Here is a 17,399-nt window from a genome sequence, read left to right as displayed (position 1 = left end):
AACGCGATTGGGCTCGCGTCGACCACCGTTCTCAGGACGTTGGGGATTCCCGTCGCCGTCGTTAGGCAGGCTGGGTCGCCGTGTCGTCATCCGATGCCGGGCGGCCGTCCAGAGCGCCACTCCAGAGCGTCAGAACCAAGGCTCCCACGACAAGGATTGCGCCAACCCATGGTGTGGCCCCAAGCCCCAGGGAGGATTCGACCACGAGGCCGCCGATCCATGCGCCCGCGGCAATACCAAGGTTGAAGGCCGCGATATTCAGGGCCGATGCGACGTCAACGGCGGCGGGGCGAACCTGCTTTGCCAGCTGCACAACATAGATCTGCAGGCCAGGCACGTTGGCAAAGGAGAGGAATCCGAGTGCAGCCAGCGTCGGAACAGCCAGCCAGGGCGACGGCGCTGTGAAGCTGAAGAGGACCAGCACGATCGCCTGGGCAATGAATAATCCGGTCAAGGCGCGTACGGGGCTGCGGTTGGCGAGCCTGCCGCCGGCGACATTGCCGATGGCGATGGCGATGCCGTAGACCACGAGGATGAGACTGACGGTGCCCGCCGCAAACCCGGTGATCTCCTGCAGGATCGAAGCAAGGAATGTAAAGGCGACGAATGTGCCGCCGTATCCGAGCGCGGTCATCGCGAAGACGATGAGCAGGCGTCCGCTGCCGAGCACGCGGATCTGATCGCCAATGCTGGCGGCCGGCGCCTTCTTCAGGTTTGACGGCAGAAGCATGGCAATTGCAAGGAAGGCGATCGCGCCGAGGCCGGCAACGGCGGCAAAGGTCGCACGCCAGCCGAAGATCTGACCGATCAGCGTGCCGAGAGGAACGCCGGTGACGATGGCAACGGTTAGGCCCATGAACATCATGGCGATTGCCGAGGCGCGGCGGTTTTCGGGGACGAGATCGGCTGCAATCGTCGAGCCGACCGAGAAGAAGACGCCATGCGCAAAAGCCGAAAGCACACGCGCAACCAGCAACGGCGCGTAGCTTGGGCTGATTGCCGCCATCCCGTTACCGATGATGAAGAGCGCCATTAGGCCGAGAAGCAGTGGTTTCCTTTCGATGCGTCCCGTCAGCGCCGTCAGCACCGGTGCGCCGAAGGTGACGCCCAGCGCATAGACGCTGACGATCAACCCAGCCAGCGGCAGGCTGATCTGGAGATCTGTAGCGACGGTCGGCAACAGGCCGACGATGACGAATTCTGTGGTTCCGATCGCATAGGCCGCGATCGTCAAAGCGAAGAGAGCAATTGGCATAGTGGGCCTCGAATGGTCTGCCGGTCTGCCGGCGTGGTTGAATGGCGAACATATGGCGGCCCTGGATTTCGGTGATAAGCGGTCACTTAATCCAAAGATCTGTGAAACGAATTCACAGAAAGTAGAGATTTCCCGCTGTGGCGTTTGGAGGCTGAGACCCGATGAGTAGCGCACAGGCAGCGCGGCCCGGCGTCTCCGGCTCGTTGCGGTTCGGTAACACTCGCCCAAAACTCTTTGCGGCGCGTGGGCATCTGGCGCGAATTGCGCCTAACATTTGCGTCGTTGCTGTAAAGTACTTTCACTTTAGCCCGGCCACCGTAAGGTGCTTGCGTTTTCAATGAGGGAACCGGCAACGTGATCGCTGCCCGCACTGTTCGGACACTTGTACCGTTGCTCGTCGCCGCACTTCTTGCCGGTTGTGGTCATCCAAGCGGCGTCATGACGCCCATTGTACTGACGGCGGCAACGCCGAAGACCTCGCAGGTCAGCATGCTGGTCGCGACAACCCGCGAACCGTCTGGCGACCCAGCAACGCTGTTTACCGGCGAACGCAGCCCGAAACCTTACTTGACGGCGGTCGACGTCTCGATACCGCCAAAACGGGCGCCCGGCACTGTGCAATGGCCGAAACGCCTGCCGCCCAATCCAGCGACCGACTTTGCGGTGACCAGTGTCAAGGAGATCGACACAGTTCCGCAAGGGCGCGCCTGGTTCCGCCAGAACATCCAGGGCGGGCACGCGCTGGTCTTCGTCCATGGCTTCAACAACAAATACGAGGACTCGGTCTTCCGCCTGGCCCAGATCGTCCACGATTCCGGCATGCAGGCGACCCCGCTCCTCTTCACGTGGCCATCACGCGCGCAACTCACGGCCTACGAATACGACAAGGAAAGCACCAACTATTCGCGCACGGCGCTCGAGCAGGCGTTGCGAACGCTCGCAGCCGACCCGGATGTCAAGGACATCACCATCCTCGCCCACTCCATGGGCACCTGGCTCACCATGGAGGCGCTGCGGCAGATGGGTATTCGCGACGGCCATGTGAACAGCAAGATTCACAACGTCATCCTCGCATCCCCGGATATCGATATCCAGGTCTTTGCCAAGCAGTTCGCCGAGATGGGAACGCCAACGCCGAAATTCACGATCTTCGTATCCCAGGATGACAAGGCGCTTGCCGTGTCGAGCTTCATCACCGGCCGTGTCTCGCGTCTCGGCGCGATTGACCCGACCGTGGAACCCTATCGCTCGAAACTCGAAGCCGCCGGCATTACGGCGATCGATCTTACCAAGGTCAAGGGCGAAGGCCTGAACCATGGCAAGTTCGCCGAAAGTCCTGAAATCGTTCAGCTGATTGGCCAACGCATCATCACCGGACAGACGCTGACGGATTCGAACGTCTCGCTCGGTCAGGGTCTGACCGCTGTGGTCGGCGGAACGGTGACAACCATCGGCAACGTGGCTGCAACGGCCGTCGCCGCGCCCGTCACCGTGCTTGAACAGCCAATCCAGGGCAAGAAGCGTCCTGCCGAGGAAACGCTGCAGGGAGACCTCAAGCCGCAACCCCTCACCCAGTAGACAAGAAGCATTTCTGCTCGTTGTTACGATTTGGCCATCGCTTGTTACCGTAACGTACTTACCGGGTGACGCTTTCAGTGGGACCGTGCGGTCGTCGAAAACGCGACGACCGTTCAGCAGTGCCGACTTGGCCTGCTCCACAAGGAGAGCGTAAATGTTGAATGACATGCATGGTAAAGCGAGATCGCTGCGTGCATCTCTCTCAAAGCGGCTGCGGCGTGCCGGCGCAGGGCTTGCCATAGCGCTGGCCTCCACCTCGCTCAGCTATGGGGCTGCTCAAGCGCAGCAGGCGGCACCTGCCCAGAATACGGCCAAACCGAACATCCTGGTCATCTTCGGCGACGACATCGGCCAGACCAACATCAGCGCCTATTCGATGGGGGTCGTGGGCTACAAGACGCCCAATATCGACCGCATTGCCAAGGAAGGCACGCTGTTTACGGACTACTATGCCGAAAACAGCTGCACGGCCGGTCGCTCGACATTCATCACCGGGCAGGTCTGCCTTCGAACGGGTCTTTGCAAGGTAGGCATCCCCGGAGCGACGGTCGGTCTGCAGGCGCGTGACATTACCATCGCACAGGCGCTAAAGCCGCTTGGCTATGCAACGGGCCAGTTTGGCAAGAACCATCTTGGCGACCGCGACGAATTCCTGCCCACGAAGCACGGTTTCGACGAGTTTTTCGGCAACCTCTATCATCTGAATGCCGAGGAAGAGCCGGAGCGTCCCTACTATCCGAAGAACGACCAGGAATTCGTGAAGGCCAATTCGCCGCGCGGCGTGCTGCATTCCTTCGCGGATGGCAGGGTCGAGGATACCGGTGCGCTGAACCGCAAGCGGATGGAAACGATCGACGATGAGACGACTGCTGCGGCAATCGATTTCATTCAGCGGCAGGCCAAGGAAGGAAAGCCCTTCTTTACCTGGATGAACACCACCCGCATGCACGCGTTCACGCATGTTCGAGAACCGATGCGGGGCCAAAGTGGCATGCCGGGCAACGAATACGCCGACGGTATGATCGAGCACGACGGCGATGTCGGCAAACTGCTGAAGACGCTGGACGATCTCAAAATCGCTGACAACACGATCGTCGTCTATACGACGGACAATGGTCCTAACCAATGGTCATGGCCGGATGCGGCGACGACGTCGTTCCGAAGCGAAAAAGACACCAACTGGGAAGGCGCGTTCCGCGTTCCCGCGATGGTTCGTTGGCCCGGTCACATCAAGGCGGGCGAAGTGTCGAATGAGATGATGTCCGGACTTGACTGGTTCCCGACCCTGCTTGCAGCGGCTGGCGATACCGACATCAAGGAACGGCTTGTCAATGGTGCGAGCATCAACGGCAACCAGTTCAAGGTCCATCTCGACGGCTACAACCAGCTTCCCTACCTGACGGGACAGCAGCCGAAGTCGGGACGAGAGGACTTCTACTATTTCAACGATGACGGGGAATTGGTTGCCTATCGCTATGGCAACTGGAAGATCGTCTTTTGCGAACAGCGAGAGCCCGGAGGCTTCCAGGTCTGGGCAAACCCGTTCACCTGCCTGCGCGCGCCGAAGGTCTTCAACCTGCGCATGGACCCCTACGAGCGAGCCGATACCGTCTCCGACCAGTATTACGACTGGCTGGCGCAAAACGCCTATCTCATCCAATACGGCGTCTACCGGGTCGCTCCTTTCCTGCAGACATTCAAGGATTATCCTCCGAGCCAGCGCTCTGCGAGCTTCAGTATCGACCAGATGGTCGACGCTCTGATGCGGAGTGTGGATCAAGGCCCAGCCGTCGGGAAATAGCAAAGCGCCATGAGCGGGTTGGCTTTTTGAGCGACCCGCTCGATCGTGATCACGGCGGAGCCATGACAGCACGCGCCGATAGCCTCGACAGACGGCAGGCACCTTCACGCCGCCTCCCGCAACGATTAAATTTTGCTACTTCGATGACGGCAAGTTCGTTCGAGGCACCGCACGGGTTGCCACCGACGCAGTTCCCAGCTGCCTGCCCAACCGGCAGCGACAGCGACAGCGCCGCGCTTCCTTTCGCGGTCCGCGGCGTCACCATCGCATAGTTGTTCGATCGCGATCCCGCCAACCTCAAGGCAAGCGAAGCCCTGGTAGGAAGCGTGGCCGTCTTCGCCGGGAATACGCAGGCGATGATGATCCCGCCGCGACAGAGCGGCTAGGCTCGATCGAGCGGCGCTGGCGACAGCGATGACTCCAAACAGGCAGGCGCAGCGAGACACGCCCGCACGACGCGCGGAAATTCATGACCCGCGTTGAATCCTTGGGCTGGAGCAGCAGATTTACGCCTGATGTAACGTTTTGCGGAAGGCGTGTTACCGTAACGTACTTACGGGTGACGCAACATGTGGCGATACTCAGGCAGGCTTTCGGAGGCGACGATGGCACTGGCATATGACACAGCACACCGGCCGCAACGTCAGGGCGACGACAATGGCGACCTCGTCTGGATACCTGGCCGAACCTTCGTGATGGGTTCCAACGAGCACTACCCGGAAGAGGCCCCGGCTCATCCTGTTACCGTCGACGGCTTCTGGATCGAGGCGACGCCTGTCACGAACCGCAAATTCCAGGAATTCGTCAAGGCGACCGGCCATGTCACCCTGGCCGAGAAGACGCCAGACCCGAAAGATTATCCCGGTGCCCTGCCGAACATGCTGCGGGCCGGATCTCTCGTCTTCACACCGCCGAAATCGGTGACCGGCACGGACATCGGGCAGTGGTGGAAATTCAAGTTCGGCGTCAACTGGCGGCGGCCTTATGGCGGCCTGAGCGATCTCCGCGGCAAGCTGGACCATCCAGTCGTTCACGTCGCATATTCCGATGCGAAGGCCTATGCCGAATGGGCGGGAATGGACCTGCCGACGGAAGCCGAGTGGGAACTCGCTGCCCGTGGTGGGCTTGACGACACTGAGTTTGCCTGGGGCGACGAACTCATGCCCAACGGTGTTGCGATGGCCAACACGTGGCAAGGCACGTTTCCGACGCACAGCACCAAGCTTGCGGGTAAGGACCGAACAACGCCGGTGCGTTCCTTTCCGCCCAACGGCTACGGCGCCTATGACCTGATCGGCAACGTCTGGGAGTGGACGTCAGACTACTGGTCCACGCGCCATCCGGAACCGGCGGCGAAAGCCTGTTGCATCCCAGAGAACCCCCGCGGCGGCGCGAAAGAGGCGAGCTACGATCCCAACCAACCGAACATTCTCATCCCGAGGCGCGTATTAAAGGGTGGCTCGCATCTCTGCGCCCCGAACTATTGCCGCCGCTATCGCCCGGCCGCTCGTCACGCCGAGCCGGAAGACACGTCGACCAGCCATGTCGGCTTTCGCTGCATCAAGCGCGTTGCAACCTGACCAGGAGCATCTCGATGTCTCGATCTGTGCGCGTCTTGCTGCTTTTCCTGCTGCTCCCGGTGAGCGCATTCGCGCAGGAGCTTCCTGCCTGGAATGACGGCAAGTCGAAGCAGGCAATCCTGGACTTCGTCAAGAAGGTCACCACGGAGCGCGGCGCCGACTACGTGGCGCCCGAGGACCGTATCGCCGTCTTCGACAACGATGGTACGCTCTGGACCGAGCAGCCATTCTATTTTCAGCTTGGCTTCATACTGGATCGGGTCAAGGCGCTCGCCCCGGAGCATCCCGAGTGGAAGGAGAAGGAGCCCTTCAAGTCGATCCTCGCCGGCGATCTCAAGGGCATCGCCAAGAGCGGCGAACGGGGCATCGTCGAGCTTGCGATGGAGACCCATTCCGGCATGACGACCGAGGATTTCCGCAAGATCGTCATCAACTGGTTTTCCACAGCAAGACACCCGAAGACCGGCAAGCCATACAACGAGATGACATTCCTGCCCATGCACGACCTGCTGGACTACCTGCGCGCAAATGGGTTCAAGACGTTCATCGTCTCGGGCGGCGGCGAGTTCATGCGAGAGATCACCGACAAGGCATACGGCATCCCGCCTGAACAGGTCGTCGGCAGCACGATTACGACGCAATATGCGCTGGTCGACGAAACACCGGTCCTGAACCGGCTCCCGAAGATCGATTTCGTCGATGATGGCCCCGGCAAGCCCGTGGGCATCAACAAGTTCATCGGCAGGCGCCCGGTCTTTGCCGCCGGCAATTCGGACGGAGACTATGAAATGCTGCGCTGGGTGATGGCTGGCCAAGGGCCTCACTTCGCAATGATCATTCATCATACCGATGCAGATCGGGAATACGCATATGATCGCAAATCTGACTTCGGAAGGCTCGACAACGCGCTTGACGAGGCTGCTGCACGCAACTGGCTGCTCGTCGACATGAAGGCCGACTGGAAGAAGATTTACGCGTTCGATCAATAGGTCCCAGCTGGCGCTTCTGCCAGCCGGGCGCTCCATATGCTCGCTATCAAACGAAAGGAACGGACAATGTCGGAACTCGTCGTGGTCGGCTTTGATGCCATGGATGAAGCAGACAAGGTGCTGCTGAAATTGCACAACCTGAAGAAGGAATACCTCGTCGATCTCGAAGATGCAGTCGTTGTGGTCCGCGACGAAGCCGGCAAGGTCCATCTCAAGCAGAGCCTCAACCTGACAGCAATCGGCGCCACGTCGGGCCTGTTGTCCGGCTCTCTCTGGGGCGGCCTCGTCGGCTTGCTATTCCTCAATCCGCTCGCGGGCTTTGCGATCGGCGGCCTCGTCGGCGCAGGCACCGGCGCGATCTCCGGCTCGCTCGCCGACTATGGCATCGACGACGAGTTCATCAAGTCTCTTGGCGGAACGATACCGAATTCCTCCTCCGCTCTCTTCGTCCTCGTGCGCAAAGCGCAGCCGGAGAAGGTTCTCGCCGAGCTCCAGGGGCTGCGTGGCCGCGTCCTGAAAACCTCGCTGGCGCCGGATCAGGAGGAGCGGCTGCGCAAGGCGCTCTCCGGCAGCACGAGCGAAGCCGCATCCACATGATCCAATGCGGCGGCCCTGCTCGCACCAAGGGTGGGATCGGGGCCGCTTGCGAAGCTGAGGTCGGTTCTTGCGATGGTTTGCGGTTGCTGCAAGGGCGCGCGATATTACTCCTCCTGATTGGCAGGCTGGCGCATTCGCGAGGGGCGAAACAATGGCAATCATCTCAACTGCGCCACTGCCTCGGAAATGGCGAGTTCTGGCCCTCATCGCTCGGTTCGCCTTCCGGCTGGCAGTCACCTTCTTCACGGGATGGTTTGCCCTCGCCGCTTTCTACCAGGTCCCTTCTCCATGGAAATGGCCGATCATCACTGCCGGCTTGCTCGCCGGACTGATCACCGTTCTGACCGTCAGGCGGCGGCCGCTGCTCGTCGCTGTGCTTGTGGTCGCAGCAATGCTTGCGGTTTCCTACTGGTGGAGCAGCATCAAGCCAAGCAATGATCGGGACTGGGCGGCCGACGTTGCCCACGGCGTCACCGCAACGATAGCAGGCGATGAGATCACCCTGCACAATATCCGGAGTTTTCGATGGCGGACGACCGAAGACTTCGATCCGATTTGGCAAACCGGGACATATGATCTCGCTTCGCTACGGTCAGTGGACCTGCTTAACTCGGTCTGGAGCAACCCGGCAATTGCTCATACCCTTGTCAGCTTTGGTTTTGCGGACGGTCGCTACGTCGTATTCTCGGCAGAGATCCGAAAAGAACGAGGCGAAGCGTTTTCGGAGATCGGCGGCTTCTTCAAGGAGTTCGAACTGGTCCTGATTGCGGCCGAAGAAAGCGACATCGTCCGGCTACGCAGCAACATCCGCCGGGAAACCGTGTCACTCTATCCTCTTCAAGTCTCCGCGCAGGTCGCACGCGCGCTCTTCCTGTCCTATCTCGAGAAGGCCAACGCGCTTTCGGTGCAGCCCGAATTCTATCAGACGATCACGGCAAACTGCACGACCATCGTCTTCAAGCTCGCCCGGCTGATCGATCCTGGCATCCCGCTCGACTGGCGCATTATCGTATCCGGCTACCTGCCGGACTATCTCTACGACCGCGGCCTGATCCGCACCGACGTCCCCCTCTCGCAGGTAAAGAAACAAGCCGAGATCAGCGGCCGGGCGCAAGCTGCCCCTGCGTCGAGCGCCTACTCGAGAGTCATCCGGCCAACATTCTACGGCGGTTGACAGCGTAGACGAGACCCAGTTTCATGAGTTGAGTTTAGCACGGAGATCTTCATCCATTGCGTGTTGCGACTGTTTTGGCACTCTCATTGCCGCTGTTGTTCGGCATGGCCGATGTGAGCCAGGCACCGGAGGTTATGGACGAAGCCGGCCTTCGTTCCATCCCCGTCGGCAAAGCCGTTCCGGTTTCGCACTTGTCGCGTTTCGAGGCCGCTTTGGTTTGTGTCCTTTATCCATACCAGGACCACTTGGGAGACGACGTTGCAATGGCGCACAAGGTCAAGGCGCACCTCGACACGACCGAGTATGCGGCAGGTGAAAGTTACTGGTCGATCGTTTTGGCAGGCAGTGAGACCATTGAGCTTGTCACGTTCTGGCGATCAAGCCAGCTCGACATTCTAGCAAAGCACGAGATCTCGACGCTCGCCGCGGCGATGCTCCCGGAACATTTCACCCCAAGGGGCTGTGCCGACGGCGCAAATGCCGCCATGACCAAGATCGAGCTTGGCGATCGCACCTATGTTGTGCTTGGTGAGATCGACTGAAGCTGCAACATCGATCTAGGGGCCAGTGGGCAAATGCAAGAGGCTAGGCCCCTGTGTTGTCGTACGCCATGATCTTCGTGTGGGCTACCGTCTGGGGAACCTCGACCGCCATGGACGATCCCGCGTCGCTAAAAGGCGGTCGCCAAACCCTCGGTCTTGAAGCGGGCACCCGCTTTCGTCAGCCCTTCTTCGATGGCCGCGGAAAGACCCGGCTGATAGCGTCTGGGCGCCATTCTCTCCCGGAAGGTCGTCTCGAAGTCCGGTGCAAGCTGGCGCAGCTCGGCAAGTCGCTGCACCGCTTCATCCGACCCGAGCTGCCCGAGTGCAGCAACCCGGAGGATGCTGATCAGGAAAGTGCTGTCACTGACCTGCTCGGACAGCAGCGAGGCCTGCGACCAATCCTTTCTTCGGTAAGCGTCCAATGCAAGCACGAGAACCGCGTCGCGCGGAACGACATCAACCGATCGGCCGGCATCCCGCGCAAGAGAAACACCCGCATCGAAATAGCCTGACTGGAACAGCACGAGACCAAGTTTTGCCGCTGCATCGGGGTTGTTGGGGTTGAGTGCGAGCGCGCGGTTGCCCGCAGCGATCGCCGCGTCGACCCGTCCACTATAGAATTGTGACAACATCAGAGCGACGTGAGCCCGATCGGAGAGCGGTGCCAAGGAGACTGCCCGACTGGCAAGCTCGAGCGCACGTGCGATCTTGCCGTCGTCGGCAGCCTCCGCCTGCGCCGCCGCCAGCATCGCTGAGAGCGCTGCCGTTGCGTCGGCATCAAAACTGTTTGTTGCGACTGTTCGCTCCAAACAATCGATCGTGCGTGCGAAGCTCGATGCCTTGCCATCGTCCAACTGGTATTCGGCCCGAAGCACGCATGCATTGCCAAGCGATCCCTCAGAGGCGGTGTGCGTTTCGATAGTGTTGATGACGCCGCCTGTCGCAGCGAAGCGGCGTGCGAGTTGGGCAACGAGTTCAGCTCGGACCGCCGCAACCGTCCTGCCACTGGTGTCGACGCTTTCAAGGCCTGATTTGAGAAGGTCGCCCGTCGCAGTGTCCACGATCTGCCACCAGATGCTGCGGTCGTCGCCATCACCATAATACTTCATGTCGATTGCATAGGCGTTCGACTTGGCCGGGCGCAACACGGAGGCAAGCGGCCGTTCACGTCGTTGGGCTTGCGAAACGGTCAATGTCTGAAATTGCGTAAGGGCGGTCAGCAGCATGTCGCGAGTGACAGAGGCCTCGCCGCGCAACCCCTCATCGACCGCAGTCAGGGTGACTGCGACGGTAGGCTTTACCGTCGTGATGGGGCGCGACACATAAACGGCGACACCGCCGGCCACGACGGCAATCATCAGCAGTCCCAGAGCTGACGCCGTCAGCCAAGGTCGGGCCGGGACAGCCGGTACAACCGCTGAGGGAGCTTGATCGAGAACGAGATCTGCGGGTTTTGCGCAGCCGGTTGCGCGATGCTCTCGATCATCGATGTGTGGGAAGCGCCCCGTAGACCGCGTGAAAACGGCAACGTAGCGCCCCCTCGGCAACTGAACTGTGACACCACCCTCCTCCCCGAAAGCCTCGTAATACTGGCTGAGAGAGGATCGCAACCGGCTGAGCTCAATGCGGACGATGGGATCGAGCGACGGATCGAAATTGCTTTGTCGGCCAAGCACATCGACGGCGATAGAATAGGCTTTCACACCCTCCGCACAACCGGCGAATTGCTGTTCCACGATATATCTGAGGATGCTCCGACTTCTTTCGGTGGCCCTAAACCGCTCGTCGGCGAGCAGACGGTCCAGCTCTGCGCGGGCTTGCGGGCATGCGACTTCGTGATCCCCGCCATGCTGTTCTTCAGCCTTCATCACTGCCGCCCCTGCTGCGCAATGCTCAATGCCAAGTAGAACAGATGGGGTTATCGCGCAGAAAACAAGAGGTTGAAACACGAAATGCTAACAAAACCGAAACGTGATCGAGGCCGGCGCTGCCACTGGGCCTAATCCAGGAGGCCGCCTCCGCGCTCAAGACAGTACTTGACAACATCTGCCTCTATCTCTGCACAGACGATTTCATACTCATGGACCATCGCCTGGTTCCTATCAGCGACAACACTTCTCAACCGATCGAGCATGGAACTCGCATCTTCATAGGCTTCGCAAAGGCTGCCAAGAGATTCCGACTTCTCTCCGATCCGTTGAAGTTGCCCGCGGACCGCGGGTAGCTTCAGCATCAGACGGCGCAGCCCTCGCCGCTCAGCGCCAGTAGGCGTTCTTGCCTTGTCGTATTCCTTGCCCATGAAGACCACCCCGGCTTCGGTCGGCTTCGTTTCAGGCCACTTTATCGACCTGGCGATACGGTGGAAGTACGCAACGGTAACAGACCGCTTTAACAGCTGACGCCGGCCCCTGTTACGTCGGCATTTACAGTTGTGCACTCGCATGGAGCCAACGCGCCTGCAGCAAAACTTGCTGAACTCGGCCGAGTATTGATCGGCCACCGTAAGCAGTCACCCGCGGATCGGCGCATCCTCATATTCGTTGCAATTGGCGCCTGCGCATTGCACTCAAATCACTGGCATCAGCGTGAAGAGCTCCTGCGCGCGATTGACGCCTCGTAGTGCATGCAGCCCTGTCGAATGCAGGCTGTCCATCTGCGGCGGTGGAATGATCGCCGCAAAACTGGCCGACATCAGCAGCCGGCGCTGTAGCGACCGACAGAGAGAGACGATGCGGCTGACTTCGTTCACGGCTGGCCCGATGACCGTAAAATCAAGCCGATCCTCGCTGCCGATATTGCCGTAGAAGACCTCGCCGACGTGAAGGCCGAGATAGACGTCGGTCACAGGCCGGCCCTCGATGCGGCGCTGCGCGTTCAGATCGAGCAGGCGCTTGTCGAGCAGCGCGCGGGCGTTGAGCGCCGCACAACAAGCCTCGCTCGAACGCCGGCCCTTGAAAATAGCCAGTGTCCCGTCCCCCATCAGCTTGAGCACTTCGCCGCCGGCCTCCTGGACCGACGAGATCACTGCGTCGGCGTAATCATTGAGCATCGGAATGATCTCTTTCGGGTCGACGGTGTCGGAGATATGCGTGAAATTGGCGAGATCGGAAAACCACAGCGCCGCCGAGATGCGGTCGCTTTGGCCGCGGGTGATCTTACCGTGAAGTACCTGGTTGGCCGCATCCTGCCCGAGATAGACCTTGGCAATCGTGCCCGCCACACCGCTGATCGTCACGCATTTGACCGCCAACGCCAGACAGGGCAGCAGATCGCGCAACACGGCGATATCGCTGTCAGTAAAACCCTCGTTGGATCGTGTGGCGAAGTGCGAGAAAAAGCAGTCGATTTCGCCGATCGTCCCACCGTCTCCGAACCGATGCGCCATGGCGATGAAGTCCGTGAAGCCCGCGGCCTTCAAATCGTCAAGCAGATAAAAATCGGCCGGATCACTATTGGTCAGGTTTCTGCGGAGCTCTCCAAATCCTGTCGCTTCCAGATGGTGAAATGCGGAACGAAGCCAATTGTCGGCAATCTCGCCGGGGCCGGAGAAGCCGTATTCCGACACGCGCTCAATCGCCTCCCTGCTGTCCCAGCGGAACGCGCGCCGTTCATAGATCGGGTGCAGCGTGTCGATGACGGCCACGGAACGCTCGATCGGAAGTCCATTGATGCGGCACTGTTCGCAAAAGCCGGCGAGCAGGTCTGCTTCCGCCACGCCCTTGAGCCCGCTCTGCATTTGCCAGGCGGTGATTTCTATGACGTGGCGATCGTCCACGGCTGTCTCCTGGAACCGGGCGTCCATTTTCTTTTTCTGGGGCCGAGCGGCTTTGCCGGATCGGATCCTTGTTGCCGGTCATCGGTGGGACGCCCAGACCGGTGAACTTACAGGTTGCGAAGGCTGCTCTTGGCGCCTTGATCAATTGACGATGGTGACGCTTGCCGTGAGACCGGCAACGAGGGCCGTGTCGTCGGGCAGCGCATCAAGCGCCACACGTACCGGCACGCGCTGAGCCAGCCGAACCCAGGTGAAAGTCGGGGTAACGTTGGCGAGCTGGGCGCCGGTATCGCTTCGCTCCCGGTCCTCGATGCCGCCGGCGATGCCGTCGACATGCCCCTTGAGAGGCGTCTTGCTGCCCATCAGATAGACGAGCGCGGGATCACCGATCTTGATGCGGTCCAGCTTATTTTCTTCGAAATAGCCCGCCACGTAATAGGAATCGCTGTCGATCAACGCGGTCACAGCAGTGCCAGCCGTTACGTAATTGCCGGGCTTCATGGAGAAGTTGGTCAGCACACCATTGACCGGCGCACGCACCACTGAGCGGTCCAGATTGAGCTGTGCGGTGTCGCGGCTGATGACGGCTTGGTTATAGGCGGCTTCGTCTTGTTGGACGGTTGTTTCGGCCTGCTGAATCTTCTGCCGCGTCACGGAGCTCTCGCCGAGTTTGCGATAAAGCTCGAGATCGCTTCTTGCCATATCGAGCGCCGCCTTGCTGCTCTCCATCTGCGTTTCGGCCTGACGCAGGGCGAGGATAAAGCGCGCCTGGTCGATGCGGAAGATCACATCACCCTTGCGGACGGGCTGATTGTCCCTTGTGTCCACTTCACTGACGATCCCGGAGACATCGGCAGCGAGCCGTACGACGTCGGCGCGGACCTTGCCGTCCCGCGTCCAGGGGTCGTCCATGTAGTAATCCCACAAATGCCAGCCGAGCACTCCGGCCAGGGCAACGAAGGCGCCGGTGAGCAGGAAACGACCGGAATGAGCGAGAAGCGATTTCATAGTGACACCTTGTTCAAAGACAGCGCGATGGCGCCAAGCAGGCAGAAATACATGGCCGTATCGAAGAGCGGCCGATGCCAGACCAGTCGATAGAAACCGACGGAAGCCAGCAACCGTCGCAGGATGGCATTGAGAAGGTAGGCTGCGAATGCAATCGCAGCGAGCGTCGGGATGAAGACCCCGTAAATATCGATATCAGGCCTCATGCGGCATGTTCCTTTGCAGTTCTTCCTCCCCCGCCATCGGCAGCGATCTGAGGGAGGCAGGCTGCATCAGGGTAGAGGGTGTATCTGAGCGCGGTCATGGAGCGGCGTGCGCCTTCGATCGCCGAAGAGCTGCCGGTCCCGACCAATGCGGCGAGCGACTGGTCCAAGGTTTTAAGCAGCTTTTCGTCGGGTTGGGCGTCGCGGCTCTTCTGCTTGCGCTGATAGTGCGCTGCGATGCCCGACAACACGGTCTCGATCGGCTCACGTTTGTCGCGCGATACCAACTGCTTGTGGCGTTGCAGATCCAGCGTGTTGAGGCCGTTGCGCAGATCCCGCAGGATATCGGTCTGTGCGATCGCGGACTCGGCCGGGATCATCGCGAGACGCGGCGCGACGAGGCCGAGGCGATCGACCATCCGGTAAAGCAACTTCGTGAAATCGACCTCCTCGGGACGACGTGCGGCGGCAACGATATCGATCCAGCCGGACCGCAGCAGGCGGTAGGCCGTCCATTCAGCGCCTACCGATCGAACGAGAACTGTCGTTCCGCAGGCAATCACCATTCCGATGATCATTGCCGCATTCGAATTGAGGAAAGAGGCAAGGTCCAGATTCAGGCGGTCCTGCAGCGTCAGCATGTTCGGCAGATTGACGCAGAAGCCCATGCCGTAGAGAGCGAGGGACGGCCTGGTCATCAGGAGCCCCGCCGGCACGAGCATCAACCCGAGTGCGGCCGCGAGTTCGACATAGCTGTGGATCAGCGGCATCAGGCCGTACTCGAAGACGAAAGCGGCAATCACCGTCACGATCGCGACGTTGACGAATTTGATCATCATCGGGGCAGGATCATCCATCGACGAAAAGATGCAGCAGAGCACACCGGCCATCATCGCAGCCGCGCTGCCCTGAGGCCAACCGGTATAGATCCAGAGCGCCGTCGCAATGAACGTCGCCAACATCACGGAAAGGCCCGAGTGAATGGCCATGCCGTAGTCCTTGTGGATTGGTGCCCGATCGAAGGACGTGCCGAACCGGCGCCACGAAGATCGTGATGGGACCCCGAACCGATATCCTGGCGGAGGCTGAGACAGTCTCCCCATATCTGCACGAGATCGCGGATGCGGGCGGTGAAGTTATGAGCAAGCAGCCCGTTCCACTCCTGTTGTTCGCGCCCCTCCTCCTCGGCCTTCGCCATCAGCGCAAGGAACTGCTGGCGCTTGTCCTCGGCAAGAGGCGCACCGCTTTCAAGCAGTACCGTGGCTTCGCTTATCAGTGCAGTCATGGCAGGCGTGAACTTGCCCGCCGTTGCCTTCTCGAGCGCGTGCAGCACGTCGGCCAAACCCGAAACAATCGGCAGCATCGCGACCATGCGCTGCTGCAATATTCTGGTGCGACCGACGATATCGCGCAGCGCCGAAGTGTCATAAGCGACGTGGGTGGTAAAGCTGTGGAGATCGACCGCATCGGCAGCGAGCCGGCGGGCAGCGGCCAGAAGCGAGGGATCCCGTCCCCTGCCGTTCAGCGTGCCGATCGCGAGTTCGGCGCCATCGCGTAGCCACGCATTGATGCGAGTAGCCAGAACCGGCCCGGCGTGCCTGGGAAAGAAAATGCGATTGACGAGCGCCGCACAGATGATGCCGAGCGCGATTTCCTCGACGCGGGCAGTTGCATAGGTAAAGGCGGTATCCGGATTTGCGACAATCGGGAAGCCGGTGAGAGCGGTCGTATATCCGGCGAGCATGAAACTGTAGCTGCGCGGTGTCCGGTCGAGCAGACTGACGCCAAGCCAAAAGGCCATCCACAGCGCGATCGCGAGCGTCAGCAGTTCCGGCGAATTGACGAGGTTCGGGATCAGGATCACTGTAACGGTTCCGCCGAGCGCGGTACCGATCAGGCGATAGAGCGCCTTCGACGTGCTGGCACCCGACAGGGGATGGGCAACGATATAAACCGTGCCCACCGCCCAATAGGGATTCGTCAGGTCGAAGCAAAGCGCAATGCCAAGTGCGAGCATCGCCGCCGCGAAGGTCTTGATGGAAAAAACGACGTCTCCGAGGCTGGGATCGATCGTGTTCTTGCTACTCGTCATTTTCCTGTATTCCGGATAACGCCGCGGTCTTCGCCGCGATGGCGCGCAGGACCTTGAGGGCGGCCTCGACCTGTTCAGGATCAAGCTCGCCAAGGATCTGTGCTCGCAGCTCCGCCGCACAGCTCTCGGCGCGCTCGGCGACCGCTGTGCCTCCTCCGGTGAGTTGCACCAGCTTGATGCGCCGGTCCGCCTCATCCGGAACCCGGCAGATCAAGCCGTCATTTTCCAAACTGTCGAGAACTCGCACGAGGGTCGGCCCTTCCACACCGACCCTTTCGGCCAGAACACCCTGCGGTATCCGGTCGCCATGTCGAAGCAGCGCTATCAAGGGTGCAGCGCTCGCGTCAGACAGGCTGTGCTCGGTCAGGACGGCGTTCAAAGCCCGACGCCACCCGCGCCCGCAGATCATAAGCAAGGGTGCGAACTCGGCCCACGTCTGTTTCAGATTCGTTGTCATGAAATTAGATAACATCCTATCGATTAGAATACAATGATATTATTCGACGTAGCGATGAGAGTACGGACCGTTCTCGTCGCCCGTCGCCTGCCGGTTCGACATCATGGGTGCTTTCCTTCAGGACTGTGGTTAAAGGGTCTTGAGGAAGTTAAAAATTAACCATAGGCGGTAATAGTTTCTTAGAGACTCGCCGAGCATCCCGTTGGAGACCCTATGCGCCGATATGCAATCCTTGCCGCACTGTCTGTTCTGTCGGGCTGTGTGAGTGGCCCGGACCATGTTCCCCCGGAGATGCCGCTTCCGGCGAAGTTCAGCGAGGGCGGCGCCAAGAACATCGGCGACGTGTCG

Annotated in this window: 14 protein-coding genes and 1 pseudogene; 7 read left to right on the top strand and 8 right to left on the bottom strand. The window is 60.3% G+C overall.

What is annotated here, in order from left to right; translation table 11 throughout:
- Positions 1-61 precede the first annotated feature (61 nt).
- Positions 62-1,255 (bottom strand): MFS transporter, encoded by a 1,194-nt coding sequence (locus BSG20_RS24760; RefSeq protein ID WP_072379640.1) that lies wholly within the window; start codon positions 1,253-1,255, stop codon positions 62-64.
- 438 nt (positions 1,256-1,693) lie between these two features.
- Between BSG20_RS24760 and BSG20_RS24755 the strand changes: the two genes are divergently transcribed.
- From BSG20_RS24755 to BSG20_RS24725, 7 genes are all read left to right on the top strand, one after another.
- Positions 1,694-2,833 (top strand): alpha/beta hydrolase, encoded by a 1,140-nt coding sequence (locus BSG20_RS24755; RefSeq protein ID WP_072379664.1) that lies wholly within the window; start codon positions 1,694-1,696, stop codon positions 2,831-2,833.
- A 154-nt stretch (positions 2,834-2,987) separates the two neighbouring features.
- Entirely contained in the window at positions 2,988-4,634 is a 1,647-nt protein-coding gene (locus BSG20_RS24750; protein WP_420884127.1) for an arylsulfatase, read from the top strand.
- A gap of 605 nt (positions 4,635-5,239) precedes the next feature.
- Complete coding sequence (locus BSG20_RS24745) at positions 5,240-6,214, top strand: formylglycine-generating enzyme family protein (protein ID WP_072379642.1); 975 nt, start codon at positions 5,240-5,242, stop codon at positions 6,212-6,214.
- Positions 6,215-6,228: 14 nt separating this feature from the next.
- Positions 6,229-7,203: an HAD family hydrolase gene (locus BSG20_RS24740; protein WP_072379644.1), complete on the top strand. Its 975-nt coding sequence runs from the start codon at positions 6,229-6,231 to the stop codon at positions 7,201-7,203.
- Between the two features lie 66 nt (positions 7,204-7,269).
- Complete coding sequence (locus BSG20_RS24735) at positions 7,270-7,800, top strand: DUF1269 domain-containing protein (RefSeq protein ID WP_072379646.1); 531 nt, start codon at positions 7,270-7,272, stop codon at positions 7,798-7,800.
- Positions 7,801-7,951: 151 nt separating this feature from the next.
- Positions 7,952-8,974 (top strand): Lnb N-terminal periplasmic domain-containing protein, encoded by a 1,023-nt coding sequence (locus tag BSG20_RS24730; protein WP_072379648.1) that lies wholly within the window; start codon positions 7,952-7,954, stop codon positions 8,972-8,974.
- A gap of 56 nt (positions 8,975-9,030) precedes the next feature.
- Positions 9,031-9,516: a hypothetical protein gene (locus BSG20_RS24725; protein ID WP_093041426.1), complete on the top strand. Its 486-nt coding sequence runs from the start codon at positions 9,031-9,033 to the stop codon at positions 9,514-9,516.
- 128 nt (positions 9,517-9,644) lie between these two features.
- Here BSG20_RS24725 and BSG20_RS24720 read toward each other — a convergent pair whose 3' ends face one another.
- The 7 genes and pseudogenes from BSG20_RS24720 to BSG20_RS24690 form a co-directional block, all read right to left on the bottom strand.
- Entirely contained in the window at positions 9,645-11,384 is a 1,740-nt protein-coding gene (locus BSG20_RS24720; protein WP_072379650.1) for a tetratricopeptide repeat protein, read from the bottom strand.
- A gap of 131 nt (positions 11,385-11,515) precedes the next feature.
- Positions 11,516-11,815 carry a hypothetical protein gene (locus BSG20_RS24715; protein WP_244541414.1) on the bottom strand — a complete coding sequence of 100 codons (300 nt, stop codon included), beginning with the start codon at positions 11,813-11,815 and terminating at the stop codon, positions 11,516-11,518.
- A 267-nt stretch (positions 11,816-12,082) separates the two neighbouring features.
- Positions 12,083-13,291, bottom strand: coding sequence for an adenylate/guanylate cyclase domain-containing protein (locus BSG20_RS24710; RefSeq protein ID WP_072379672.1), 1,209 nt, complete (start codon positions 13,289-13,291; stop codon positions 12,083-12,085).
- Between the two features lie 141 nt (positions 13,292-13,432).
- Positions 13,433-14,299 carry an efflux RND transporter periplasmic adaptor subunit gene (locus tag BSG20_RS24705; RefSeq protein ID WP_072379652.1) on the bottom strand — a complete coding sequence of 289 codons (867 nt, stop codon included), beginning with the start codon at positions 14,297-14,299 and terminating at the stop codon, positions 13,433-13,435.
- Positions 14,296-14,505: a DUF1656 domain-containing protein gene (locus BSG20_RS24700; RefSeq protein WP_024318041.1), complete on the bottom strand. Its 210-nt coding sequence runs from the start codon at positions 14,503-14,505 to the stop codon at positions 14,296-14,298. Before BSG20_RS24700 ends, BSG20_RS24705 begins: the two co-directional genes overlap by 4 nt.
- Positions 14,502-16,594 (bottom strand): annotated as a pseudogene (locus tag BSG20_RS24695) (FUSC family protein). Before BSG20_RS24695 ends, BSG20_RS24700 begins: the two are co-directional and overlap by 4 nt.
- A complete protein-coding gene (locus BSG20_RS24690) occupies positions 16,584-17,039 on the bottom strand; it encodes a MarR family winged helix-turn-helix transcriptional regulator (RefSeq protein ID WP_177309887.1) in 456 nt (151 codons plus the stop codon). Before BSG20_RS24690 ends, BSG20_RS24695 begins: the two are co-directional and overlap by 11 nt.
- Between the last annotated feature and the right edge of the window lie 360 nt (positions 17,040-17,399).

Origin of the sequence: Rhizobium tibeticum (assembly GCF_900110205.1) — a bacterium.
In the GTDB taxonomy this organism is placed as follows: Bacteria; Pseudomonadota; Alphaproteobacteria; order Rhizobiales; family Rhizobiaceae; genus Rhizobium; species Rhizobium tibeticum.
Note: the sequence above shows the minus strand (reverse complement) of the source record. Positions and strands in the feature narration are given on the sequence as shown.